This window comes from Neptuniibacter sp. 2_MG-2023 (genome assembly GCF_030547495.1).
Taxonomy (GTDB): Bacteria; Pseudomonadota; Gammaproteobacteria; order Pseudomonadales; family Balneatricaceae; genus Neptuniibacter.
Map to the genome: position 1 here is coordinate 69,088 of NZ_JAUOQC010000011.1, position 21,733 is coordinate 90,820.

Annotated in this window: 24 protein-coding genes; 13 read left to right on the forward strand and 11 right to left on the reverse strand. The window is 43.7% G+C overall.

The genetic code is table 11. The annotated features are described in order from the left end of the window. Nucleotides 1–168 precede the first annotated feature (168 nt). Complete coding sequence (locus Q4486_RS11490) at nucleotides 169–501, reverse strand: zinc ribbon domain-containing protein YjdM (RefSeq protein ID WP_067866149.1); 333 nt, start codon at nucleotides 499–501, stop codon at nucleotides 169–171. Between the two features lie 100 nt (nucleotides 502–601). Here Q4486_RS11490 and Q4486_RS11495 point away from each other — a divergent pair, with 100 nt between their 5' ends. Beyond that, a complete protein-coding gene (locus tag Q4486_RS11495; RefSeq protein ID WP_303416326.1) occupies nucleotides 602–2,344 on the forward strand; it encodes a SulP family inorganic anion transporter in 1,743 nt (580 codons plus the stop codon). Here the strand turns inward: Q4486_RS11495 and Q4486_RS11500 are convergent. Further along, nucleotides 2,341–2,529, reverse strand: coding sequence for a CopG family transcriptional regulator (locus Q4486_RS11500; RefSeq protein ID WP_303519512.1), 189 nt, complete (start codon nucleotides 2,527–2,529; stop codon nucleotides 2,341–2,343). The two genes, Q4486_RS11495 and Q4486_RS11500, sit on opposite strands and share 4 nt — an antisense overlap. A 262-nt stretch (nucleotides 2,530–2,791) precedes the next feature. Here Q4486_RS11500 and Q4486_RS11505 point away from each other — a divergent pair, with 262 nt between their 5' ends. Both Q4486_RS11505 and Q4486_RS11510 read left to right on the forward strand, forming a co-directional pair. Then, nucleotides 2,792–4,042: an ATP-binding protein gene (locus Q4486_RS11505; protein WP_303519513.1), complete on the forward strand. Its 1,251-nt coding sequence runs from the start codon at nucleotides 2,792–2,794 to the stop codon at nucleotides 4,040–4,042. Further along, nucleotides 4,039–4,569 (forward strand): response regulator transcription factor, encoded by a 531-nt coding sequence (locus tag Q4486_RS11510; RefSeq protein ID WP_303519514.1) that lies wholly within the window; start codon nucleotides 4,039–4,041, stop codon nucleotides 4,567–4,569. The genes Q4486_RS11505 and Q4486_RS11510 overlap by 4 nt, the downstream gene beginning before the upstream one ends. Before the next feature lie 14 nt (nucleotides 4,570–4,583). Here Q4486_RS11510 and Q4486_RS11515 read toward each other — a convergent pair whose 3' ends face one another. From Q4486_RS11515 to Q4486_RS11530, 4 genes are read right to left on the reverse strand one after another with little or no spacing between them, the layout of a single operon-like run. Beyond that, nucleotides 4,584–5,252, reverse strand: coding sequence for an energy-coupling factor ABC transporter permease (locus tag Q4486_RS11515; RefSeq protein WP_303416323.1), 669 nt, complete (start codon nucleotides 5,250–5,252; stop codon nucleotides 4,584–4,586). Between the two features lie 32 nt (nucleotides 5,253–5,284). Then, the gene (rimI, locus tag Q4486_RS11520; protein WP_303519515.1) at nucleotides 5,285–5,734 is read right to left on the reverse strand and encodes a ribosomal protein S18-alanine N-acetyltransferase; all 450 of its coding nucleotides are present in this window, start codon (nucleotides 5,732–5,734) and stop codon (nucleotides 5,285–5,287) included. 4 nt (nucleotides 5,735–5,738) lie between these two features. Continuing rightward, on the reverse strand, nucleotides 5,739–6,662 hold the full coding sequence (locus Q4486_RS11525) for a hypothetical protein (RefSeq protein ID WP_303519518.1): 924 nt from the start codon (nucleotides 6,660–6,662) through the stop codon (nucleotides 5,739–5,741). Between the two features lie 27 nt (nucleotides 6,663–6,689). Beyond that, entirely contained in the window at nucleotides 6,690–8,231 is a 1,542-nt protein-coding gene (locus Q4486_RS11530; RefSeq protein WP_303519520.1) for a 2-isopropylmalate synthase, read from the reverse strand. Nucleotides 8,232–8,540: 309 nt separating this feature from the next. Between Q4486_RS11530 and Q4486_RS11535 the strand changes: the two genes are divergently transcribed. After that, nucleotides 8,541–9,692: a MalY/PatB family protein gene (locus tag Q4486_RS11535; RefSeq protein WP_303519522.1), complete on the forward strand. Its 1,152-nt coding sequence runs from the start codon at nucleotides 8,541–8,543 to the stop codon at nucleotides 9,690–9,692. A 51-nt stretch (nucleotides 9,693–9,743) separates the two neighbouring features. Here Q4486_RS11535 and epmA read toward each other — a convergent pair whose 3' ends face one another. Next, nucleotides 9,744–10,712 (reverse strand): EF-P lysine aminoacylase EpmA, encoded by a 969-nt coding sequence (epmA, locus tag Q4486_RS11540; RefSeq protein WP_303416318.1) that lies wholly within the window; start codon nucleotides 10,710–10,712, stop codon nucleotides 9,744–9,746. Nucleotides 10,713–10,809: 97 nt separating this feature from the next. Further along, nucleotides 10,810–11,373, reverse strand: coding sequence for an elongation factor P (efp, locus tag Q4486_RS11545; RefSeq protein WP_067986493.1), 564 nt, complete (start codon nucleotides 11,371–11,373; stop codon nucleotides 10,810–10,812). Nucleotides 11,374–11,499: 126 nt separating this feature from the next. Between efp and epmB the strand changes: the two genes are divergently transcribed. From epmB to Q4486_RS11565, 4 genes are all read left to right on the forward strand, one after another. Then, nucleotides 11,500–12,537, forward strand: coding sequence for an EF-P beta-lysylation protein EpmB (epmB, locus tag Q4486_RS11550; RefSeq protein WP_303416317.1), 1,038 nt, complete (start codon nucleotides 11,500–11,502; stop codon nucleotides 12,535–12,537). A gap of 94 nt (nucleotides 12,538–12,631) precedes the next feature. After that, a complete protein-coding gene (locus Q4486_RS11555) occupies nucleotides 12,632–13,792 on the forward strand; it encodes a hypothetical protein (protein ID WP_303519523.1) in 1,161 nt (386 codons plus the stop codon). A gap of 103 nt (nucleotides 13,793–13,895) precedes the next feature. Next, the gene (locus tag Q4486_RS11560; protein ID WP_067866120.1) at nucleotides 13,896–14,204 is read left to right on the forward strand and encodes an NINE protein; all 309 of its coding nucleotides are present in this window, start codon (nucleotides 13,896–13,898) and stop codon (nucleotides 14,202–14,204) included. Between the two features lie 11 nt (nucleotides 14,205–14,215). Then, the gene (locus tag Q4486_RS11565) at nucleotides 14,216–14,467 is read left to right on the forward strand and encodes a TM2 domain-containing protein (protein ID WP_303416314.1); all 252 of its coding nucleotides are present in this window, start codon (nucleotides 14,216–14,218) and stop codon (nucleotides 14,465–14,467) included. 53 nt (nucleotides 14,468–14,520) lie between these two features. On the opposite strand, the gene Q4486_RS11570 is transcribed toward Q4486_RS11565, so the two are convergent. Both Q4486_RS11570 and Q4486_RS11575 read right to left on the reverse strand, forming a co-directional pair. Then, nucleotides 14,521–15,348, reverse strand: a complete 828-nt coding sequence (locus Q4486_RS11570) for a M48 family metallopeptidase (RefSeq protein WP_303519525.1) — start codon at nucleotides 15,346–15,348, stop codon at nucleotides 14,521–14,523. A 70-nt stretch (nucleotides 15,349–15,418) separates the two neighbouring features. Continuing rightward, entirely contained in the window at nucleotides 15,419–15,739 is a 321-nt protein-coding gene (locus tag Q4486_RS11575; protein ID WP_303519527.1) for a DUF1820 family protein, read from the reverse strand. A 256-nt stretch (nucleotides 15,740–15,995) separates the two neighbouring features. On the opposite strand from Q4486_RS11575, the gene miaB reads away from it, so the two are divergent. From miaB to lnt, 5 genes are read left to right on the forward strand one after another with little or no spacing between them, the layout of a single operon-like run. After that, nucleotides 15,996–17,366 carry a tRNA (N6-isopentenyl adenosine(37)-C2)-methylthiotransferase MiaB gene (miaB, locus tag Q4486_RS11580; RefSeq protein ID WP_303519529.1) on the forward strand — a complete coding sequence of 457 codons (1,371 nt, stop codon included), beginning with the start codon at nucleotides 15,996–15,998 and terminating at the stop codon, nucleotides 17,364–17,366. Then, the gene (locus tag Q4486_RS11585) at nucleotides 17,363–18,355 is read left to right on the forward strand and encodes a PhoH family protein (RefSeq protein WP_303416310.1); all 993 of its coding nucleotides are present in this window, start codon (nucleotides 17,363–17,365) and stop codon (nucleotides 18,353–18,355) included. Before miaB ends, Q4486_RS11585 begins: the two co-directional genes overlap by 4 nt. Then, nucleotides 18,352–18,807 (forward strand): rRNA maturation RNase YbeY, encoded by a 456-nt coding sequence (ybeY, locus tag Q4486_RS11590; protein WP_303416309.1) that lies wholly within the window; start codon nucleotides 18,352–18,354, stop codon nucleotides 18,805–18,807. Before Q4486_RS11585 ends, ybeY begins: the two co-directional genes overlap by 4 nt. A gap of 21 nt (nucleotides 18,808–18,828) precedes the next feature. Next, nucleotides 18,829–19,665, forward strand: a complete 837-nt coding sequence (locus Q4486_RS11595; protein WP_303416308.1) for an HlyC/CorC family transporter — start codon at nucleotides 18,829–18,831, stop codon at nucleotides 19,663–19,665. A gap of 5 nt (nucleotides 19,666–19,670) precedes the next feature. Next, nucleotides 19,671–21,167: an apolipoprotein N-acyltransferase gene (lnt, locus tag Q4486_RS11600; protein ID WP_303416307.1), complete on the forward strand. Its 1,497-nt coding sequence runs from the start codon at nucleotides 19,671–19,673 to the stop codon at nucleotides 21,165–21,167. A gap of 13 nt (nucleotides 21,168–21,180) precedes the next feature. Here lnt and Q4486_RS11605 read toward each other — a convergent pair whose 3' ends face one another. After that, nucleotides 21,181–21,717, reverse strand: coding sequence for a zinc ribbon-containing protein (locus Q4486_RS11605; RefSeq protein WP_303416306.1), 537 nt, complete (start codon nucleotides 21,715–21,717; stop codon nucleotides 21,181–21,183). Nucleotides 21,718–21,733: the final 16 nt, after the last annotated feature.

A 21,733-nucleotide genomic window follows, 5' to 3' on the forward strand; every position in this document is an offset into this window, starting at 1 on the left:
ACCAATTAATAAAAAGGCTAGCCAATATAAAACTGGCTAGCCTTCATCCAGAAAAATGCCACTGCTAAGTCATTTTCCCCTAAGATCGCTTTGCTAAATAATCTCATTCCAAAATCATATGCAAAGAAAATCTAAAAGCCGTCTAAATACGACTCTCAAAAACCATTACTACGCTTTTTTCACAAACTTAGATTTCAGCATCATATCGCCCACACCATCAACCTTACAGTCAATATCGTGATCGCCATCAACAAAACGCTTTATGGATGCTTTCGTTCCGATTTTAAGAACTTGTGATGAACCTTTAACTTTTAAGTCCTTGATTAAAGTGACTTTATCCCCTTCTAACAACGTATTGCCATTTGCGTCTTTAAGAGTCACTTCTTCCTCTTCACCGCTATCATTTGGATTCCATTCATATGCACATTCAGGACAGATCAGCATCTCTTGATCTTGATATACGTAGGCAGACTCACATTTTGGGCAATTAGGCAGACTCATTACGACCTCTCTTAGGGTGAAATTTGGATAATCACTTCTTTTGTCATTACAATTTTATTATAATCACATGATAATAGATTTACTAGAGTGTATACAGCATATGATCGCGATCAGAGATGCCTTTCAAGCGGGACTATTTTCGCATAAAAACTGGTTAAGAAATATTGTTGCTGGAACCATTGTTGGCGTCGTAGCACTGCCTCTAGCAATGGCATTTGCGATCGCTTCAGGCGTCAAGCCGGAACAGGGTATTTATACAGCCATAATCGCGGGTTTGGCGGTTTCTATTTTCGGTGGGAGCCGATTGCAGATCGCAGGCCCCACGGGTGCTTTCATCGTTATTTTGGCGGGAATCACCGCCGAATACGGTGTGTCTGGGCTGCAAATAGCAACGTTAATGGCCGGTTTTATTCTCATCGCTTTGGGCGTTGCTCGGTTGGGAAGCATCATAAAGTTTATCCCTGACCCTGTTATTGTGGGTTTCACCGCAGGCATCGCTGTCATCATCTGGGTAGGTCAATGGCAGGATTTTTTTGGCTTAGCTAAAGTCGACGGCCAACACTTTCACGAGAAGGCCATCAGCCTCTTCAACTTACTACCCGATTTCCATTTAGCCACTACCGCTTTAGCCATTTTATCCCTATTTTTGGTTATTATCACAGCACATATACCTGGATTAAAAAAAGTTCCGGGTCCTTTAGTTGCTTTGATTGTTATCACCCTTACCCAAGCAATATTTCAATTCGAAGATGTACGTACAATAGGAAGTGCATTCGGCGGGATACCACAAGGACTACCTGAGTTTTCAGTCCCCTCTTTCACTTGGCCGCAAGTCATCTCCTTAATTGGTCCGGCATTCACTATAGCTATGCTTGGCGCAATTGAATCCTTACTCTCAGCTGTCGTCGCCGATGGTATGTCAGGCACACGACACGACTCAAATCAGGAACTTGTTGGCCAAGGTATAGCTAACGTACTCACCCCTTTATTTGGTGGATTTGCAGCAACAGGCGCTATTGCCCGTACAGCGACCAATATCCGTAACGGTGGTAACAGCCCTATTGCCGGTATTGTTCACTCTGCTGTTTTGGTCATTATTTTGGTTTTATTAGCGCCACTGGCCAGTGACATTCCTCTTTGTGTTCTCTCAGCTATTTTATTTGTGGTTGCTTGGAATATGAGTGAAGTCAGACACTTCACAAAAATCATGACAAAAGCCCCCCGCGCTGATGTTGTTATTTTACTGGTTACCTTTTTCCTTACCGTTTTTGCAGACCTTGTTATTGCAGTCAATATTGGCGTTATTATTGCCACATTGCATTTTTTACGCCGAATGGCTTCCAGCGTGGAAGTATCCGTCTCTGAATCTAGTGATATTCATGCAGAACTGACTCACTTAGGCACCCAAAAACTTCCTGACTCAGTCCTTGTTTACTCTGTAGAAGGGCCTTTCTTCTTTGGTGCAGTTGAAACACTTGAGCGATCACTCGCGAACACCCATACAGACCCTCAATATTTGATCATTCGTCTTAAATGGGTTCCCTTTATTGACGCTACAGGATTACAAACATTAGAAGAGGTCATTAGCGCACTGCATAAACGTAATGTCATTGTTTTAATGTCAGGCGCGAACAAACGCGTAGAGCGCAAACTAAAAAAAGCAGGAATTGTCAGTTTAGTAGGTGAAGAGTACTTCTTTAGTGATTTTACTCAGGCGATTAGCAAACTGCTAAAAATGAACGATATTAAGCAGGATGACCGATTAATCATGAACAACTTTTTAGACGCTAGCCGCCAATACTTTGAAGATACGAGTAACCAACCAGATGGCAAAAAGGATTAGTCTGAGGTTGAGCTATCATCCTCAGCTTTACTCAAATAATCAACGCCATGCTGCTCAAGGTAACCTCGCATAAGTTGACGAACAACTTGGGAAGGGGTTAAATCTTGCGACGCACATAATTGCTCAAAAGCTTTCTTCTTTCTTGGATCGAGCAGAACAGTAAAGCGAGCAGTTTTAGATTCCATATTCGTTTCCGTTGGCTGGATATTATAATTTGATTATAATATCCAGCCAAAAATAAAGGAAGTCTATCACTACAGGGAAAATGGCAATCTCCCCCTTTTCGCCAATCAAAAACCCTAATCCCTTCTCTATTTCACAACCTATACCTAAATCTAAATTTATAGAAGTAGAAAAATACTCTACCCCTATCCTAGGTATAAAAAACCGCCTAACTGCGACATTTTGCCTCGCCTTACTTAACCCTCTCTGGGGTATAATATCGTTATGGCTAATCATCGCGACAATCTATTACAGCTTTCTTATATTCGTTCAGTCACACTGTTTGGTCAGTGTCTTGCTGTTATCTTCGCTATTTATGGCTTACACGCAGATTTAAATGTTTGGAAAATCAGCTCAACCTTAGGAACTTTAGCCCTCCTAAACTTAATCACCTACGCACGACTTTTTTCACCTTGGCCGGTTACTGAACCTGAATTTTTTACTCAGCTTATAGCCGAGATGTCATTATATGGCGCTCTACTATTTCATACCGGGGGCGCAACAAACCCCTTTATCTTTTTATTACTAGTCCCGCTTATTATTGCCTCAGCGACACTCTCTAAACGATATGTGTGGCTTATCGCTCTTATGATCGTCGTCATTTATAGCTCCTTACTGTTCTACTACGAACCCATTTTCAAACTAGGTGACAGCCACCAGCACCGTGTTATGGAGCTTTTTGATATACATATTGTAGGCATGTGGATTAACTTTTTACTGACAGTGTTAGTGATTACTTACTTCATTGTTAGAATGCGCCAATCCATGCAACACCAGCAGGAAAAGCTGGAACAAGAAAGAGAAAAGCATATCCAGGATCAACAGCTATTATCATTAGCAACCATGGCTGCAGGCACCGCACACGAACTCGGCACTCCCTTGAGCACTATGCAAGTGCTACTAAAAGAACTTGAATATGAACATAAGCAAAACCCCGAATTACAAGAAGACCTCCAATTGCTTTACCAGCAAACGGAGATCTGTGCCGATCGCTTAAAGCAGATGACTCAAAGTGTTAAAGATGAACATTCGACAACACAGTGGATCCCAGCAACTGAGCTTATTGAGGACACTTTAGAGCAACTAATGGTGCAGCGCCCTGAGGTCAGCAAGAGCTATACAGTGATGGGACTAGGTGATGCACCCTATCTCAGCTGCACAACATCACTCAAACAATCATTACTGAATCTGCTTAATAATGCAGCGGATGCAAACCCAAAAAATCTTCAAATAGAATTAGATTGGGATCAACAACAAACCTACTTCCGCATTCATGATTGGGGACCCGGTATTAGCCTTGAACAAAGTGATAACTTAGGCAAGCCGTTTATTACCACTAAAGGCAAAGGATTAGGCATTGGCCTATTCTTAACCGCCACAACGCTAGCCCGTTATGATGGTGATGTTCGTTTATATAACCATTCCGAAGGGGGGACATTAACAGAAGTTACTCTCCCAATAAGGAAAAAAACATGACTAAGCGCTTCCTTATTGTCGATGACGATCCAACATTTACCCGGGTTCTATCCCGTGCCATGACTCGCAGGGGGTTTGATGTTCAAGTCGCACGAAGTGCGGAAGATACAGCACTGCTGATCGAGAATTGGATACCGGACTTAGCAACTGTCGACCTAAAAATAGAGGGTAGTTCAGGTTTAAGTATTATCCCTCACCTGAAAGAAAAAAATGCAGAGATGCGGATTCTAATGCTAACCGGCTACGCCAGCATAGCGACTGCAGTAGAAGCGATTAAACTTGGAGCAACACAGTACTTACCCAAGCCAGCTGACGCTGAGCAAATCTTAGCCGCCTTAGATCAAGTGGAAGCCGATGCTGAGCGTGAAGTTACTGAACAACCTATGTCAGTTAATCGCTTGGAATGGGAACATATTCAAAAAGTACTTAACGAACATGAAGGCAATATATCAGCCACGGCACGCGCGTTAGGGATGCACCGTAGAACCTTACAACGGAAATTAGCTAAACGTCCCGTCAAACGTTAATCACTAAGCAAACCTTATTGATCATCAATATAAGCTTTAGCATCAAAGCCTCTCACCCAATCAGGATGAAAAACCAACATCCCGGTCAAAATAATCCCATTCATCAGCCCCTCAGGAAACATAATAAGCGGCAAATAACGTAGATACTCTAAGAAAACCTTTTCCAGACTGTACACACCATCTAAAACTAACACCGAGCTCGCAAGCAACCCTGCTCCAGCGGAAGATAAACCGGCTCCGAAAAAGCCACAAAGAAAAAGAAAGACAAAAAAGTTCTTACTTAGTTTTTTATCCACAAACCTATGAACGAAACAGGTAATAGCCACAGGGCAAAGAATGGAACACACGCCACTTAAAAACAAACTATCCCAGCTTTCTCGACCGATGATTCCCATACTTAACAAAGCCACAGTCCCTGATAAGATCGCTAGATCCCAGCCAAAAACCAGTGTCATCATCGTCACGCCTAAAAAATGAATCCCTAAACCCGGCGAAATTCCTGCCCGCATAGACCAGAGAACCACCAATAAAACGGTTGCTCCACCCAGCATGTGCTGTAAGGTTTTATTATCTAAGAAGACACGCCAAGGGGTATTGCGTAAAGCAAACCCTAAAGCAAAAAGATAAACCACTCCCCCTAGAAACAACCAAGGAGCCGTTATTAATCCATTAGTGAAACTCATAATATATCTTCATATCAGTGTGCTTAAGATTGTTACAGCATTAAACTAAGCAGGAGCGCATCTTCTCGAACCGTAGGAGACTCTAACGAAACGTAGTAACCTTTACGCCGACCTTCTTCAATAAATCCAAAACTATTATACAACGATCGCGCTACAAGGTTTGACTCTCGAACCTCCAACATCAAACGCTTTATTTGCTGCTCTTCAAGTAAGGGCATACAAGCGGCTAACAGCTGCTGGCCTAACCCTTCACCGCGATGTTGAGAATCAACAGCGATCTGCAATAACTCAGCCTCATCCAACAAAGTGCTCAGCAAAATAAACCCGACAAGATCTGGCGCAAATATCCCTAAAGAGATCCCACGCGGATGTTCCAGCTGTCTGACAAGTTGAGTTTGAGACCAACCCCCTACAAAACACTCGTTTTCCAATTGGATAAGTGCCGATAAATTGGCGGCCGTAAGCGGTTGAATAATCGCCATTATGTTATGGAAGCTTTGCTAATAACGGCTGCAAATCGGTCCAAAGCTGTTTTTTAATGCCAGGTAACTGCATCGCTTCGGTCAAACTATGACTCGCTATGGCTTTAATACCCGCCCGTACCTCAAAACAGATACCTTTCAGCTGCTCAAGTGGCTCTTGACGCTCCATTACCATTTGAACAGCGATCTCACCAAATAGTAAAACTGCTTTAACAGGATGCGCCTGCAACTCCTTACTCAACTTATGCTGTACCGCAATAGCGGCCTGTTTATAGCCTTGATCTAAGGTTTTGCTTGCAAACATAGGCCAAGGCAGCATAAAAGCGGATCCTTGCTCACCCCTAAAACCAAGAGCAGCCGCAATTGCGATGGCCAATGCTTGATAGTTATCCCCAAAATGCCCTCCTTGGGGAGGTACACTATCAATCACTAACAACTCTCCAATCCTGAAATAAGCTAACTTAAATCGTGGTGGCTCAAGATCAGTATCTACCTGCACACTTGCGGCGGCATCATCCTCACTCACTCCCACCTCAACAATAGGTGACGAAGGTGCGGATACAGCTGGTGATAGCGAAGGTGTCTGAACAGAAGGAGATGGCGCTGCTGTTTTCTCAGCAGGCTCAGCAACCGCTAAGCCTAAAGCAGCTCTAGCTTGTGACATCCCTTGCTGAGCAGTTGCCACAGAGGCGGTAGAACCACGGGTTTGAGTTTGAGGTGAAGAACTACCTTTAGATGCCCCCTGCTGCCCCAAAGCCGAACGAGCACTTGCGACCCGATCAGACTCAAAAGGAATATCTGGCGCTGGATATCTAAAGTCAGATACCCACTCCGCCGAATCAGCAGCATTAGGTAATACAGCACAAGGCAGCCAACTAGAGACCCCTAGGGCCTCTAAATATTGATGACGAAGCTGCTCTTGCTCCATATTGACGATCTAAACCTTCACTGTTTGTTATACTTGGGGATGCGCTTTCTGAACGTTTGCTTCAAGCATGTTCAGCGCATGGATATAAGCCTTAGCTGAAGCGATAATAATATCAGTATCTGCGCCTAAACCATTAACAATACGCCCACCTTTTTCAAGACGAACAGTTACTTCACCTTGAGAATCAGTGCCTTCAGTAACGGCATTCACCGAATAGATCTGTAAACTAGCACCCGAGTTAGCGATAGATTCGATCGCTTTAAACGTCGCATCCACTGGACCACTCCCTTCAGCTTCTGCCGTTTTCTCTTGATCACCGACTTGTATCACTATAGTCGCTGTTGGCGTTTCACCTGTTTGTGATACCACCGACAAACTGCTTAGTTTGAATTGCTCGCTGCTTGCTGCTGCACGTGTATCACTCACTAGAGCAACCAGATCCTCATCAAAGATCTCATGCTTTTTATCGGCAAGCTCTTTAAAACGCGAAAAGGCATTATTCAATTCAAGGTCAGAGGACAGCGATGTACCTAACTCCTCTAAACGACTGCGGAATGCAGCACGCCCAGAGTGCTTACCCAACACCATGCGGTTAGTATTCCAGCCCACATCCTGAGCTGTCATAATCTCATAAGTTTCACGGTGCTTAAGTACACCATCCTGATGAATACCTGATTCATGGGCAAACGCGTTAGCCCCCACAATTGCCTTATTTGGCTGCACAGGAAAACCAGTAACACTAGAAACTAAGCGAGAAGCTGGAACAATCTGAGTGGTATCTATATTAGTCGAAACACCCAAAGAATCTTTACGTGTCCGAATCGCCATAACGATCTCTTCAAGCGAAGCATTACCTGCCCGCTCACCTAAACCATTAATCGTACATTCAACCTGACGCGCACCGGCTCCCACCGCAGCAAGAGAGTTAGCCACAGCCAAGCCTAAATCATTATGACAGTGCACTGAAAAAACCGCTTTATCCGCATTAGGGATACGTTGAATCAGCTGTCCTATAGTATTCGCAAACTCACCCGGAACTGCATAACCTACAGTATCTGGGATATTAATAGTGCGAGCACCCGCATCAATCACTTTTTCGATGATTCGACACATAAAATCAAGCTCAGAACGGCTGGCATCTTCTAATGAGAACTCAACATCGTCAATCAAATTACGTGCTCGAGTAACCGCTTTAACCGCTTGTTCTACCACTTGATCAGGCTGCATCTGCAGCTTGTACTTCATATGAATAGGCGAGGTTGCAATAAAGGTATGGATACGCCCCATTGCCGCATTTTGTAGCGCTTCGCCTGCACGATCAATATCGGCATCTAAAGCACGGGATAATGAACAGATACGACTTTCAGTTACTGTATCAGCAATCGCCTTAACCGATTCAAAGTCCCCTTGACTGGCAATAGCAAAACCAGCCTCAATCACATCGACTCGCATCTTCTCTAACTGCATGGCAATACGCAGTTTCTCGTCACGAGTCATGGACGCACCAGGACTTTGCTCACCGTCACGTAAGGTTGTATCAAATATAATTACACGATTATCATTATTCATTAGGAGCGCTCCAAACCAACTCACCAGCGATCAATATTTACTATTATCGCCACTCTCTAAATTCTTTACAAAAACTGGACAAAAAAGGGCACTAGAGAACTATACTCTAAGTTCCAAAAAATAGTTTTTAATAGCTAAAACTGGCTATCTTATGGAAATAGCAATCTGCGTTGTAATACTCTTTATATAACCTATTACTTGGCTATAAAAGTAGGGATATGCGTGGTTACCCAGTGACCACCCACTATAGCGCCGGAGCTATGTTTTGCAACCAATGTTTACCTCTTAATACAACAAAAGAAGATCATCATGGATAAAGAATTCGATCGCCCAATAAACCGAAAAGGAACCGCCAGCCAAAAGTGGGAAAAGTACGGTGATAGCGACATTTTGCCAATGTGGGTTGCCGATACTGACTTCATGTCTCCTCCATGCGTAATCAACGCACTGAAGGAGCGTATAGATCATGGTATTTTTGGTTATACCGTCGTTCCTAGCGAATTAAACCAGCTAGTCATACAGCGTATGCAAACCTTATATCATTGGGAAATAGATGCAGACTCAATCATCTGGCTACCCGGACTTGTATGCGGACTAAACCTTGCCTGTCGTGCGGTTGGTAAAAGTGGTGATAGCGTCATCTCACCAAAACCTATCTATCCCCCATTTATTTCATCGCCGCGACTATCCAATAGAGAGGTATGCACAGTCCCACTGAAAAAAGTGGATCAACGCTTTATCCTTGACTTAGAGGCACTAGAAAAGAACTTAACTGATCGCACTCGCTTACTTCTCTTTTGCAACCCTCATAATCCAGGGGGAACGGTTTACAGACAAGAGGAACTCGAAGCACTTGCCAGCCTTATTATCAAACATAACCTTTATGTCTGTTCCGATGAAATCCATTGCGACCTTATCTTAGAAACGGGATTAAAACATACCCCTCTCGCTTCACTAAATGAAGAGATTGCTCAACGCACCATTACCCTCATGGCACCCAGCAAAACCTACAATATCGCAGGGCTTGGCTGCTCTTTTGCCATTATCAAAGATAAAAAATTACGCCAGCAGTTCATAAACGTGCGCAAAGGCATAGTCCCTGATGTCAATCTACTCGGCTATACCGCGACAATGGCCGCTTATAAAGATGGGGATGAGTGGAACAAAAAACAGCTCGACTACCTACGCAGCAACCGTGATTACCTGCAAAAGGAGATCAACTCGATCCCTGGACTTAAACTACTCCCTATCGAAGCAACCTATCTTGCATGGATCGATGTATCCGGTGCTAAGTTAACTAACCCTGCACATTTTTTTGAACAAGCGGGGGTTGGCATGTCTCCAGGCCGTGACTTTGGCGACGAGAACTATATGCGCTTAAATTTTGGTTGCCCAAGAAGTACATTAGAAGAAGCCGTACACCGTATTAAAACGGCCTTACTTAATGAGTTGCCAGCTTAAGGGAAAAGTCACACTCGGTAAGTGAGCCACCCTTATTCGCCATCTAACTCACTAAGCTTTTGAATAATCAAAAGGGATGACCTCAGCAATAGAACCCGCATTTAATGCAAGCATTAATAAGCGATCAACACCTAAGGCAACTCCAGCACAATCGGGCAAGCCTGCTTCCAGCGCCTCGACTAAGCGATAATCTAAGGGGCGCTGCGGAAGCTGCAATCGTTCTCGGTGTGTTTGATCAATCTGCAAACGCTTCTGTTGTTCTTGTGGATCGGTCAGCTCATGATAGCCATTAGCCAATTCAACACCGTTCACAAACAACTCAAACCGCGCCGCAACCCATCCACCAGCACTATTTTTCCGCACCTTCGCAAGCGCAGCTTGAGAGGCTGGGTATTCAGTGACGAAAATCGCAGCGACCTTTTTTAGCTGAGGCTCAATTACATGGGAGATCAAAAGGTTCAACCACGTATCAGGGTCATCATCTTGCAGCGTTATATCCACATATTTTTTGGTTTCAGCAACCAAACGATCAACTCCCACCAGCTCTGGGCGAAAACCTAAATAACGCATAAAAAGGTCTGAGTAGGTAATTCTCTCTATACTTTTTAAGCCCAAAATAGGTACCACTAACGCTTCTACTTCATCCATTAACTGATGATCATCATAACCGGGCTGATACCACTCCAACATAGTAAACTCAGGGTTGTGGCGGCTGCCATACTCACCATTGCGAAACACTTTGCTCATTTGATAGATAGCGCCACTACCCGCAGCCAGTAGACGTTTCATCGCATATTCAGGTGATGTTTGAAGATAATAGGTTTGCTCATCAACACCAACGACAGGACAATAGTTAAGCTCAAAACTATCGATAAAAGGATCACTTACGGCACACTGCGACATCACTGGCGTATCAACTTCTAGCACATCTAATTGCTTAAAAAAGTCGCGAATATGATCAAAAAGCTGCGCCCGATGACGCAAGTTTTCAATTGTTGCCGATGGCCGCCAGTCACTCATACTCTCTCACTTAATCATTACACAAAAACAAACCATAAAATCCCGCACCAATAAAAACGGCAGCCTAAGCTGCCGTTTTTACTAACGATTCGATCAATTACGCACGAGAAACATATTCACCTGTACGTGTATCAATTTTCAGCACTTCGCCTTGATTGATAAACAACGGAACACGAACAATCGCACCAGTAGCTAAAGTTGCCGGTTTAGATCCACCTTGCGCCGTATCGCCTTTTAGGCCTGGATCTGTTTCAACAACCTCTAACTCAACGAAATTAGCTGGCATCACAGCAATTGGATTACCGTTAAACAAAGTTACCGTGACGGAATCCTGCTCTTTTAACCATGGTTTAGCATCAGACACAGCATTTTCATCCGCACCCACCTGCTCAAAGGTATTCGGATCCATAAAGTACCAAAGCTCACCATCGTAGTATGAATACTCCATTGTCGTATCCATAACATCTGCTGCTTCAACACTTTCACCCGATTTGAAAGTACGCTCCCAAATACGACCCGACATTAAGTTACGCAACTTAACACGTGTAAATGCTTGTCCTTTACCCGGCTTCACAAATTCAACGTCAACCATTGAACATGGATCACCATCGATCATTACTTTCATACCGTTCTTGAACTGGTTAGAAGAAAAATTCGCCATAATGTCCTACGCATCTCTTATAATTTGCTATTCAACTAACATCGCTGTCAGCAGTAAAATTGACAGACATTCTACTAGAAAGGAGAATGCGAGCAACTTCCAGCTGCCATTCTGCCGAAAAACACTATGAATTCTGTCCCAAAAACGACCAAAATCAGTGAAACAGCGATTCAGATTGGCGAAAACACTCCGTGGCAGCACCTATTAAGCCATACTATTAACAGCCCAAAAGCATTATTACAAAGGCTAGAGCTTTCTGAAAGCTACCTTGATGGGGCCATCGCTGGTGCAAATGAATTTCCCCTTAAAGTACCCGAACCTTACCTAGCCAAAATAAAAAAAGGGGACCCACAGGATCCATTACTACGACAGATTTTACCTTTAGATGCCGAGTTAGACGCTATTCCCGGCTACGTTATCGACCCATTAGCGGAGATGAGCGCTAATCATCGTGATGGCTTAATTCATAAATACAAAGGCCGTGTGCTACTCATCCTCAGCGGCGCTTGCGCAATCAACTGCAGATACTGTTTCCGCCGGCACTTTCCTTATCAGGAAAACCGTTTAGGCCCTGAACAATGGCAAGAGATACTGGCTTATTTGACAGCCGACCCGAGCATCAGTGAAGTTATCTTTTCAGGCGGTGATCCGCTAGCCACTAGCGATGAACGCTTAGCCCGCATGATTAAAGATCTTGAGCAGATCCCGCACTTAAAACGGCTACGTATCCACACTCGCTTACCTATTGTGATCCCCCAAAGAGTAACAACATCACTGACAAGAATCCTGAAAGAGTGCCGCTTTGATACCGTGATGGTTTTACACGCAAACCATCCAAATGAACTAGACGAGCAGACAGTTAAGATAGTCACAGCACTAAAAAGTGCTCAGGTAACCGTACTTAACCAAGCAGTGCTATTAAAAGGCGTCAATGACAGCGTTGATACATTACAAGAGCTAAGCGAAACCCTTTTTCACTATGGTGTTTTACCTTACTACCTTTTCACCTTAGATCCCGTTCAGGGAGCCGCACATTTCAACATTAGCGATACGGAAGCCCTTGCACTATTTGAAAAACTGCAAAATATACTCCCAGGTTACCTGCTACCTAGGTTAGCTCGCGAAATCCCAGGTAAAGGCTCAAAAACTTTATTAAAGCCTTAGCCTTAGATAACAAAACCGCTTTGCTTCAAAAATAGATCTTCTGAAACCAAGAATACTGCCGATAACAAATTATCTAAGTGCAAAAGGTGATTTTATGCGTATTTCTGCCTCAGATATCTCATTTGATACACAAACTAACAGCCAAACATACACTCATATCAGGGAACAACTTACTGAAGGCTACGTGCTTACAGGGAGCAACTTCAGTAAAAACAATCTCATCGCAGGAACACATACAGAACAAACACGAACAGAAACAACAAACCAGATCACAGAAACGCCTACCTATTCAGATCTCAGGCAAGACGCAGCACGAGAGAACGTTGGAAAATATACGCTAGACCAGCTACTGACTAATATCACAGGCAGAGATAGCACGAGTCTCTTTGAACTCACGCCTGAAGATAAAATGAAGATAGAGTTGTTAAAAAAGATTTATGAACATCTAACAGGAAAAACCTTCCACAGCGGCGTACTCGACCTATCCAATACAAGCACTAATAGCGGAAACATAGAAAACCCGTCCTCAGAGAGTAGCTCGACATCATCCGCTATATCGCTCGCTACAGAGGTAGGCGCTGTTGAATATGGTTTAGATTACCGCTACACGGAAACCACCGAACACCAAGAGCAACTACAATTCCAAGCTAAAGGACAAGTGAGAACAGCGGATGGCAAAGTGATCGATTTAGATCTACAACTCAACCTAAGCCGCTCAGCCAGTGAAAGCGAAAGTCTACATATACGTATGGGCGCTGCACTGAAAGACCCATTAGTAATCAACTTTTCTGGTCAAGCAGCAGAATTAACAGCCAATAAAATTAGTTTTGATATAGATATGGACGGTGATCAAGAATTAATTCACCAACTATCTGAACAGAGTGGCTACATCGCACTTGATCATAATGGTAATGGCCAAATTGATGATGGCAGCGAGTTATTTGGTGCATCCAGTGGCAACGGTTTCAAAGAACTTGCCGCTTATGATGATGATCACAATGGTTTTATTGATGAAAATGATGACGCTTGGGATAAATTACGTATCTGGGTTCAACATGATGATGGTAGTAGCAGTTTGTTTACCTTGGCAGAAAAAGATGTAGGCGCACTCTATTTAGGTTACACCGATACTGATTGGGATCTTAATGCAGGGCCTAATAGTGACGAAATAGCAGGTAAAGTACGCGCAACAGGGCTATTTTTAACAGAGAGCGGCGATACTGGAACCTTACAACAAGTTGATTTAGTTATATAAAATGTAAAAAATTAACATCTTAACTTGACGACAACAGTGATGTTTAATAGCATCAAAAGCACTTATACGAACGTCGCGTATATGGATATCAAAGGAAACGCGAATGCAGCCCTCCTCTCAAGCCTCACCTAAAAGTTACGCTATTGCTGTTTCTCTCTCCGCAATTTTTGGTGTTATGGGTATACATCACTTCTATCTTGGCCGATATATTGAAGGCATCATCGATTTTAGTCTCTTTGCATTGACCATCTATTTTTACGCCAACGGTGAACTGCTCTGGGCTGGCGCTTTCTTTGCTATAGATAGCATCCACACATTTATTATTACCATAATGCTCCTAACAGGATCATTTAAAGACGGCCAAGGAAAGTACGTTTGCTACCCAGGCCAAAAGCTAAAAACCCCATTTTAAGGATAAGAAAAATGACTGAACCAACAACAGTAAATGCAGCACCTGAAGTTATCGTTAGCGAAAAAGGCTTCGTTCCTACTTTGTTACTTTGCTTCTTTTTAGGCGTATTAGGCGTTCATCGCTTTTATGTAGGAAAAGTTGGTACAGGCATACTTATGCTGCTGACATTAGGTGGGTTAGGCATCTGGTCGCTTGTAGACTTCATCATGATCGCTGTTGGATCTTTCAAAGACAAAAACGGTCATACGATCAAGCCAGCCTAATACAACTCGGCGCTACGTGCCTTATACAGCACGTAACGCCACCTTCCTTTCAATTACAAATTTACTTGCTTCGGTACCGCTTGGCCTTTGTACCAATTTTTCATATCGATCCGTGCATTGATCGTATCAATCCGGTGCTGCAGTTTTGGATGACTAAGCAACCATGTCGGCAGCTTTTCAGTTTCATCTTTCGCTGCATATTGTTCCTGCATAATAGTGAAAAACGTCGTCGCACCCGCAACATGCCCATAATGGCGCTGCAATGTATCTAACGCGGCTAAATCAGCGCTTCCCTCCTGACCCCGACTAAACACCAGCATTCCCAACTCAGAACCTGTATTAAAAACGGTGCCGGGATCACCGGCAAAAAAACTATAAGCCACCTGTAAAGCAAGGCCACGACTCACGCTCACAATAGGGTCTCTATGTTTTACATGTGCGATCTCATGGGCCAGCACCATTGCAAGTGCATTTTCATTGGGCATCGCCTCCACCAATCCACGTAAAACAAAAATATTACCCCCTAAGGTCGCAAACGCGTTGATCTCTGGCGTGTCGAGGTAATGAACGTTTATGCGAACAGGCTCATCAAACCCACTTTTAGCGGAGAGATCATCCACAATATTCTGTAAATATCGCTCTACACGCTGCTCCTCCGCGTCAAGGGTATTGTATTTTTCAAATAGGGATTCATATGGTTTAACAAAACGCGCTTCAGCACTTAATGGCACATGGATCAGCAAACGATCAGCAAACCAGATAACGGCCACAACTAAGCCTATAAAAAGGGCTATACCTAACAGCAACCAGCGCATAAAAGATTTTACCTGCTGGTCATGTGAATCAGGGAGTTGATAACTGTTAGAATCGCCGTAAGACATAATATAAACCTTTAGTAATAAGGCGATAAATATCACCATGAAGTGCTCAGTTGTGGATATTAACTAATTCTTACCTTTTCGGTGCTGGCGGCATAGGAAATGCCGCCACGACGCCTTTAGCTTCAGTGATTTTTGCCACACCTTCTTGCTCGACTTCATCGATTCTAATAATCCCATTAAGTGGAATAAAAGAGCGTTTAACACCGCTGAATTTTGCCTTTAGTTTCTCCTCGCTAGGATCAACGACCAATTCAGAGCGGTTGCCAAATACAAAGCCTTCGACCTCTAAAAAACCCCACATATCACTTTGATAAACATGTTCCGCATAAATCTCAAACACTTGATCTTCATTTACAAAAATAACACGATAAAGACGATCACCCTTAGCCATAGCCTACCTTTTGCTATATTTTTATCAAAAACCGAGTCTATAAAATAACTAACTGCCTCCTTAAGTAAGGGCAGGATCCTCTTTTTCAAGATATACCACGCTATATCAGAAGCTAAAGCAACTGGATAAAAAAAGCCTAACCTCAACCACTCTTCAACCTGTTCATTATCTAGTCGCTTCAGTATAATGCCCGGTCCTTTGATAGGCTTGTCACTTTATTGACAATCCAACGATACACGCTAGATACAGGTGAACAATGGCGAAGAAGCTATTTATTAAGACTCACGGTTGTCAGATGAACGAATACGACTCTGCGCGTATGGCTGACCTTCTGGGAGAAAGTCATGAACTAGAGCTAACAGAAGATGCTAATGAGGCAGATGTTCTGTTGCTTAACACCTGTTCTATTCGTGAAAAGGCGCAAGAAAAAGTGTTCCATCAATTAGGACGCTGGCGCAAACTGAAAGCAAAAAATCCTGATATAAAGATAGGTATTGGTGGCTGTGTCGCAAGCCAAGAGGGTAACAATATCCTCAAGCGTGCCCCTTATGTGGATATGATTTTTGGCCCGCAGACCTTGCACCGCCTACCCGAAATGATTAATGAATCAGATGCAGGCGGCGTTGGTATTGTGGACGTTTCCTTCCCTGAGATCGAAAAATTTGACCACCTTCCCGCACCTAAAGTAGAAGGGGCTGAAGCCTTTGTTTCCGTTATGGAAGGCTGTTCAAAATATTGTACGTTCTGCGTAGTCCCATACACCCGCGGTGAGGAAGTCAGTCGACCGCTAGATGATGTCATTACAGAGTGTGTCGAGCTAGCGGAGCAAGGTGTACGCGAAGTCAATTTACTTGGCCAAAACGTAAATGCTTATCGCGGCGAAACCCATGACGGGGATACAGCTGATCTAGCTGAACTTATTCGCTGCGTTGCCGCAGTTGATGGTATTGACCGTATTCGGTTTACCACCAGCCATCCTGTCGAGTTTACAGATAGCCTTGTCGAAGCCTATGCAGAAGTACCTGAACTGGTGAGTTTTCTTCATCTACCAGTACAAAGTGGCTCTGATAAGATCTTAATGGCGATGAAGCGAGGCCACTCTGCACTGGAGTATAAGTCTAAAATCCGCAGTATCCGTAAAGTACGTCCTGATATTGAAATATCCTCTGATTTTATTATTGGCTTCCCAAATGAATCTGATGCCGATTTCGAAGCCACAATGAAACTGATCGAAGATATAGGCTTTGATAACAGCTATAGCTTTATCTACAGCCGTCGTCCCGGCACTCCCGCTTCAGATCTACCCGATAATATCGATGACGAAACTAAAAAACAGCGACTAAAAATACTGCAAACCCGTATTGTTCAAAACGCCCAGCAGATCAGTCGCAAGATGGTCGGTACGACACAACGTATCCTCGTCAACGGCTACTCTAAAAAAGATCCCGGACTACTGTCAGGCAGAACAGAAAATAATCGTGTAGTGAACTTCCGCTGCGATAATCCAGATCTAATCGGTCATTTTGCCGATGTAACTATCGTCGACGCATACGCTAACTCCCTAGTAGGTGAGCTACTATGTTCGGAACTAGACGATAACTTCCCACAAAAGGCGGGCTTAGCTTGAGCACTGCACAATCAATAAAACTGACACTTGAACCAGAAAATGCCGATTTTTTGGCAAACCTTTGTGGGCCATTTAATGAGCACCTCAAATTATTGGAAAAACGCTTAGGGGTTGAGATCCGCAACCACGGTAACCATTTCCAACTGCTCGGCGATATCGACATTATCAAAACAGTATCTGGAATGCTGGAAAACCTTTATAAAGACGCCGTTCAAGAGAAGCGCTTATCACCCGATCAAATTCATCTACTGATCCAGCAAAGCGGTATAGAGCAGATAACGAGCAACCCAGCAGTAACAGATATCGATATCAGCATCCGCACCAAAAAAGTATTAATCCGTCCTCGCGGTGAAAACCAACAAGGCTATGTCCGCTCTATTCTACAACACGACATTAACTTTGGTATTGGCCCTGCTGGGACAGGTAAAACCTATTTAGCGGTAGCTTGTGCTGTAGATGCCCTTGAGCGTGAAGAAGTTGACCGTATTCTATTGGTTCGTCCTGCCGTCGAAGCGGGCGAAAAGCTAGGCTTTCTACCGGGCGATCTCAGTCAAAAAGTCGACCCTTATCTGCGCCCTTTATACGACGCTCTCTACGAGATGCTCGGCTTTGAACGAGTAGGTAAATTAATAGAAAGAAATGTGATTGAGGTCGCGCCACTTGCATTTATGCGTGGTCGAACACTCAACAACTCTTTTGTTATTCTTGATGAAAGCCAAAATACCACAAGAGAACAGATGAAGATGTTCCTGACCCGTATTGGATTCGGCACAACCGCTGTGATCACTGGTGATATTACCCAAGTCGACCTACCAAAAGGTACTCGATCCGGCTTAATCCATGCCATGCAAGTGTTAGATGGGGTAAAAGATATAGGGTTCACACAATTCACCGCTAAGGACGTTGTTCGCCACCCCTTAGTTCAACATATAGTGCGTGCCTACGATCGTTTCGAAAAACAAGACAGCTCTCAGGATAAACCTTTATGAGTTTTGACTGCGACGTACAATATGAAATTGAAGGAACGCTGCCATCTGAAGCTCAATTCAATAAATGGGCAGAAGCCGCTTTATCGACTCAAATTAAAGAGGGTGAGCTATGCATACGTATAGTCTCTCCCGAAGAGAGCCAGACACTCAACAACACCTACCGAGGCAAAGATAAACCCACTAATGTGTTATCTTTCCCATTTGAAGTACCAGAAGGTATTCCACTGCAGCTACTAGGTGACCTAGTTATCTGTGCCGATGTCGTTGAGAAAGAAGCACATGAGCAAAACAAAGCGCCATTCGACCATTGGGCCCACATGGTTGTACACGGCTGCTTGCATCTTATCGGTTTCGATCATATAAATGACGCTGAGGCTGAAGAGATGGAAAGCCTTGAAAAAAAGATTCTTGCCAGCATAGATATTGCTGATCCCTACCGGGAAGAAAACTAACTAAGGACAAACATAAACACCATGAGCGAAGATCGATCGGGACAAAACAAAGGCTGGTTCGACAAACTAACCCATGCATTTAGTGATGAACCAAGAAGCCGAGAAGACCTGTTAACCGATTTACGTCAGGCCTCCGATGACAACCTACTAGACAGCGAAGCCCTCACTATTATGGAGGGAGCGATGCAAGTCGCTGACATGCAAGTTCGCGACGTTATGATTCCACGCTCCCAAATGGTTGTCGTTGAAGCGGACCAAACACCGAAAGAATTTCTACCTATTATTATATCTAGCGCCCACTCCCGCTTTCCGGTTATCGGGGAAACACCCGATGAAGTACAAGGGATCTTGCTAGCTAAAGATTTATTACCCTTAATACTTGAAGGAAACCTTGAGCAATTTGATCTAAAAAGTAAGCTCCGTAACGTTACTTTTATCCCTGAATCCAAGCGTTTAAATGTTTTGCTTAAAGAGTTCCGTGTGACTCGCAATCATATGGCTGTTGTTATGGATGAATACGGCGGCGTTTCAGGCTTAATCACCATCGAAGACGTGCTGGAACAGATTGTTGGCGAAATTGAAGATGAACACGACAGCGAAGAAGATGATGGCAACATCAAACCTTTCGATGACAACGCGTTTATTGTAAAAGCTTTAACACCGATTGATGATTTTAATGACTACTTCTCTATCTCCTTCCCCGATGAAGAGTTTGATACCATTGGCGGTATAGTTACTCAACAGTTCGGCCATCTTCCAAAAAAAGATGAATCGGTACAGATAGACGGTTTCCACTTTAAAATCCTATCCGCTGATACTCGACGCATTCGACTACTACAGGTTTCAAGAGAAGAGTAAGCACTATGCCTCTGCAATTTATTATATGTTTAATTGCAGGGGCACTGATTGCCCCTAGCCTAGCCCCTTTCAATATCCCCTATTTAGCGCTTTTTCCGCCGGCTATTCTTTACCTTTCAAGCTACAAAAAAAACAATAAACAAAGCGCACTACTTGGCTGGGCCTTCGGGTTAGGCTTTTTTGGTAGTGGTGTATCATGGGTTTTTGTTAGCATTTCAGAACATAGCCAAACGCCTTTACCTATAGCGATCGGCTTAACCGCACTCTTTGTAGCAGCTCTCGCTCTACTTTTTAGCGTGCAACTTTATCTCTGGAAAAAACTCTTTTCTGCTAGATTCTTAGCCGCTAGTTTTGTTGGCTTATGGCTACTCTTTGAATGGCTAAGAAGCTGGTTATTTACCGGATTTCCTTGGTTATATTTAGGTAACGCATCCTTAGACACCCCTTACCAGAATACCCTTTCTTTAGGCGGGATATGGTTAGCCAGCGCCGCTATATTAATCACAGCGCTAGCTATTGCAGAACTGTTAAGATCACGAAAACTACTCCCCCTGCTCATTGCCCCTCTCCCCCTAATCGGCAGCTACTTATTACCACTGCAATGGACAACACCTAACGAAGAAACGCTTTCAGTGGCTATAGTCCAACCTAATATTGCGCAGGCGGTTAAGTGGGATACAAACTACCGTGAAGATATACTCACTCAATATGAAACGCTCACAAGAGACCATTTAGATGCACAGCTAGTGCTCTGGCCGGAAACAGCCATTCCTTCGCTGTTCAGATATGCAGCAACACCTCTGGCTGAGCTACTCAACGATTTAGATACAAAAGGCACTACATTAATCAGTGGCCTGCCTAGCGCTATACCCGATCAGAACCATCCTAAGGGCTACCTTATCCACAACAGCCTAGCCGTACTGACGAGCGGCAGCGGTATTTACCATAAACAGCGCCTTGTTCCTTTTGGTGAATACGTACCTATGGAAAACTATATTCGAGGGCTTTTTGATTTTTTTAATCTACCTATGTCTAGCTTCTCACTCCCTAAAGCGCAGCAGCCTTTATTAAAAGTTGGTCAAGTCAAACTCAGTGCTGCCATTTGTTATGAGATCGCTTACCCAGAGTTGGTACGAAAAGCATCAAAGCACGCAGATATCATACTGACCGTCTCCAATGACACTTGGTTTGGTAGATCCATTGCACCCGCACAACATCTACAAATCGCTCGTGTAAGAGCGGTTGAAAATGGCCGCTGGGTAATACGTGGAACCAACAATGGCATTACAGCGCTGATTGATTCGGAAGGCAGCATAGTAGACCAACTACCACAATTTCGGGCAGCCGTTTTACGAGGGACAGCGCACAGCATGGAAGGGGAAACCCCTTTTCAGCGTTACGGATCACTACCAGTGTTACTACTAGCGCTTGGTTTAACTGTTCTATCTATGGGGCAACGCAGAAATCAAGATAACGCTAAGCGCTATCCCAATTTCAGGTAAGCCCATTTAAAGCTTACTTGTGAGGCCAAGGCGCTGACACGCGCTTGAAATAACCTTGCTCACACTCAGAACAAGGTTTGAGCTTTTCAGTTTTATATAAATTAAATTGAGTCCCACAATTAAGGCATTCAAGCGTGCCTACTGTGGCCAACTCTCCCGCCATATACTGCTGATCAGTATGATCTAAACGTTCTCGAAGCTGCTCTTGCCCTATACGTGTTTGATCTGCAATTAATCTCAACTGCTCAATCAATGTCTGTTCTAATATATTCAGATCAAAACCTAGCCATGCAGCTAAACCTTCACCTGTTTCATTAGCGTAATAACCTAGCTGCTTCAGATCTCTAGCTAAATAAGCTTTCAGTAGATCAAGCTCATCGCGGGTCATCTCCTCTGCTGCCAACTCAAGCTCTACTGCATCATGGATTTTCTCTTGCAAAAGATCCCAAGAGCCCGCTTTTGAATTCTCTAGGTCTTTAGTAAGACGTAACAAGACCCTATCGTAGTCCTCAGAAGCTAATTTATTTTGCTTATCATTATTTTGCGACATAAAACCACCTCGTTAT

What these genes read in the sequence shown, in the direction of transcription:
- Q4486_RS11490 (WP_067866149.1), bottom strand. Translation starts at nt 501, where the DNA reads ATGAGTCTGCCTAATTGCCCAAAATGTGAGTCTGCCTACGTATATCAA.
- Q4486_RS11495 (WP_303416326.1), top strand. Translation starts at nt 602, where the DNA reads ATGATCGCGATCAGAGATGCCTTTCAAGCGGGACTATTTTCGCATAAA.
- Q4486_RS11500 (WP_303519512.1), bottom strand. Translation starts at nt 2,529, where the DNA reads ATGGAATCTAAAACTGCTCGCTTTACTGTTCTGCTCGATCCAAGAAAG.
- Q4486_RS11505 (WP_303519513.1), top strand. Translation starts at nt 2,792, where the DNA reads ATGGCTAATCATCGCGACAATCTATTACAGCTTTCTTATATTCGTTCA.
- Q4486_RS11510 (WP_303519514.1), top strand. Translation starts at nt 4,039, where the DNA reads ATGACTAAGCGCTTCCTTATTGTCGATGACGATCCAACATTTACCCGG.
- Q4486_RS11515 (WP_303416323.1), bottom strand. Translation starts at nt 5,252, where the DNA reads ATGAGTTTCACTAATGGATTAATAACGGCTCCTTGGTTGTTTCTAGGG.
- rimI (WP_303519515.1), bottom strand. Translation starts at nt 5,734, where the DNA reads ATGGCGATTATTCAACCGCTTACGGCCGCCAATTTATCGGCACTTATC.
- Q4486_RS11525 (WP_303519518.1), bottom strand. Translation starts at nt 6,662, where the DNA reads ATGGAGCAAGAGCAGCTTCGTCATCAATATTTAGAGGCCCTAGGGGTC.
- Q4486_RS11530 (WP_303519520.1), bottom strand. Translation starts at nt 8,231, where the DNA reads ATGAATAATGATAATCGTGTAATTATATTTGATACAACCTTACGTGAC.
- Q4486_RS11535 (WP_303519522.1), top strand. Translation starts at nt 8,541, where the DNA reads ATGGATAAAGAATTCGATCGCCCAATAAACCGAAAAGGAACCGCCAGC.
- epmA (WP_303416318.1), bottom strand. Translation starts at nt 10,712, where the DNA reads ATGAGTGACTGGCGGCCATCGGCAACAATTGAAAACTTGCGTCATCGG.
- efp (WP_067986493.1), bottom strand. Translation starts at nt 11,373, where the DNA reads ATGGCGAATTTTTCTTCTAACCAGTTCAAGAACGGTATGAAAGTAATG.
- epmB (WP_303416317.1), top strand. Translation starts at nt 11,500, where the DNA reads ATGAATTCTGTCCCAAAAACGACCAAAATCAGTGAAACAGCGATTCAG.
- Q4486_RS11555 (WP_303519523.1), top strand. Translation starts at nt 12,632, where the DNA reads ATGCGTATTTCTGCCTCAGATATCTCATTTGATACACAAACTAACAGC.
- Q4486_RS11560 (WP_067866120.1), top strand. Translation starts at nt 13,896, where the DNA reads ATGCAGCCCTCCTCTCAAGCCTCACCTAAAAGTTACGCTATTGCTGTT.
- Q4486_RS11565 (WP_303416314.1), top strand. Translation starts at nt 14,216, where the DNA reads ATGACTGAACCAACAACAGTAAATGCAGCACCTGAAGTTATCGTTAGC.
- Q4486_RS11570 (WP_303519525.1), bottom strand. Translation starts at nt 15,348, where the DNA reads ATGTCTTACGGCGATTCTAACAGTTATCAACTCCCTGATTCACATGAC.
- Q4486_RS11575 (WP_303519527.1), bottom strand. Translation starts at nt 15,739, where the DNA reads ATGGCTAAGGGTGATCGTCTTTATCGTGTTATTTTTGTAAATGAAGAT.
- miaB (WP_303519529.1), top strand. Translation starts at nt 15,996, where the DNA reads ATGGCGAAGAAGCTATTTATTAAGACTCACGGTTGTCAGATGAACGAA.
- ybeY (WP_303416309.1), top strand. Translation starts at nt 18,352, where the DNA reads ATGAGTTTTGACTGCGACGTACAATATGAAATTGAAGGAACGCTGCCA.
- Q4486_RS11595 (WP_303416308.1), top strand. Translation starts at nt 18,829, where the DNA reads ATGAGCGAAGATCGATCGGGACAAAACAAAGGCTGGTTCGACAAACTA.
- lnt (WP_303416307.1), top strand. Translation starts at nt 19,671, where the DNA reads ATGCCTCTGCAATTTATTATATGTTTAATTGCAGGGGCACTGATTGCC.
- Q4486_RS11605 (WP_303416306.1), bottom strand. Translation starts at nt 21,717, where the DNA reads ATGTCGCAAAATAATGATAAGCAAAATAAATTAGCTTCTGAGGACTAC.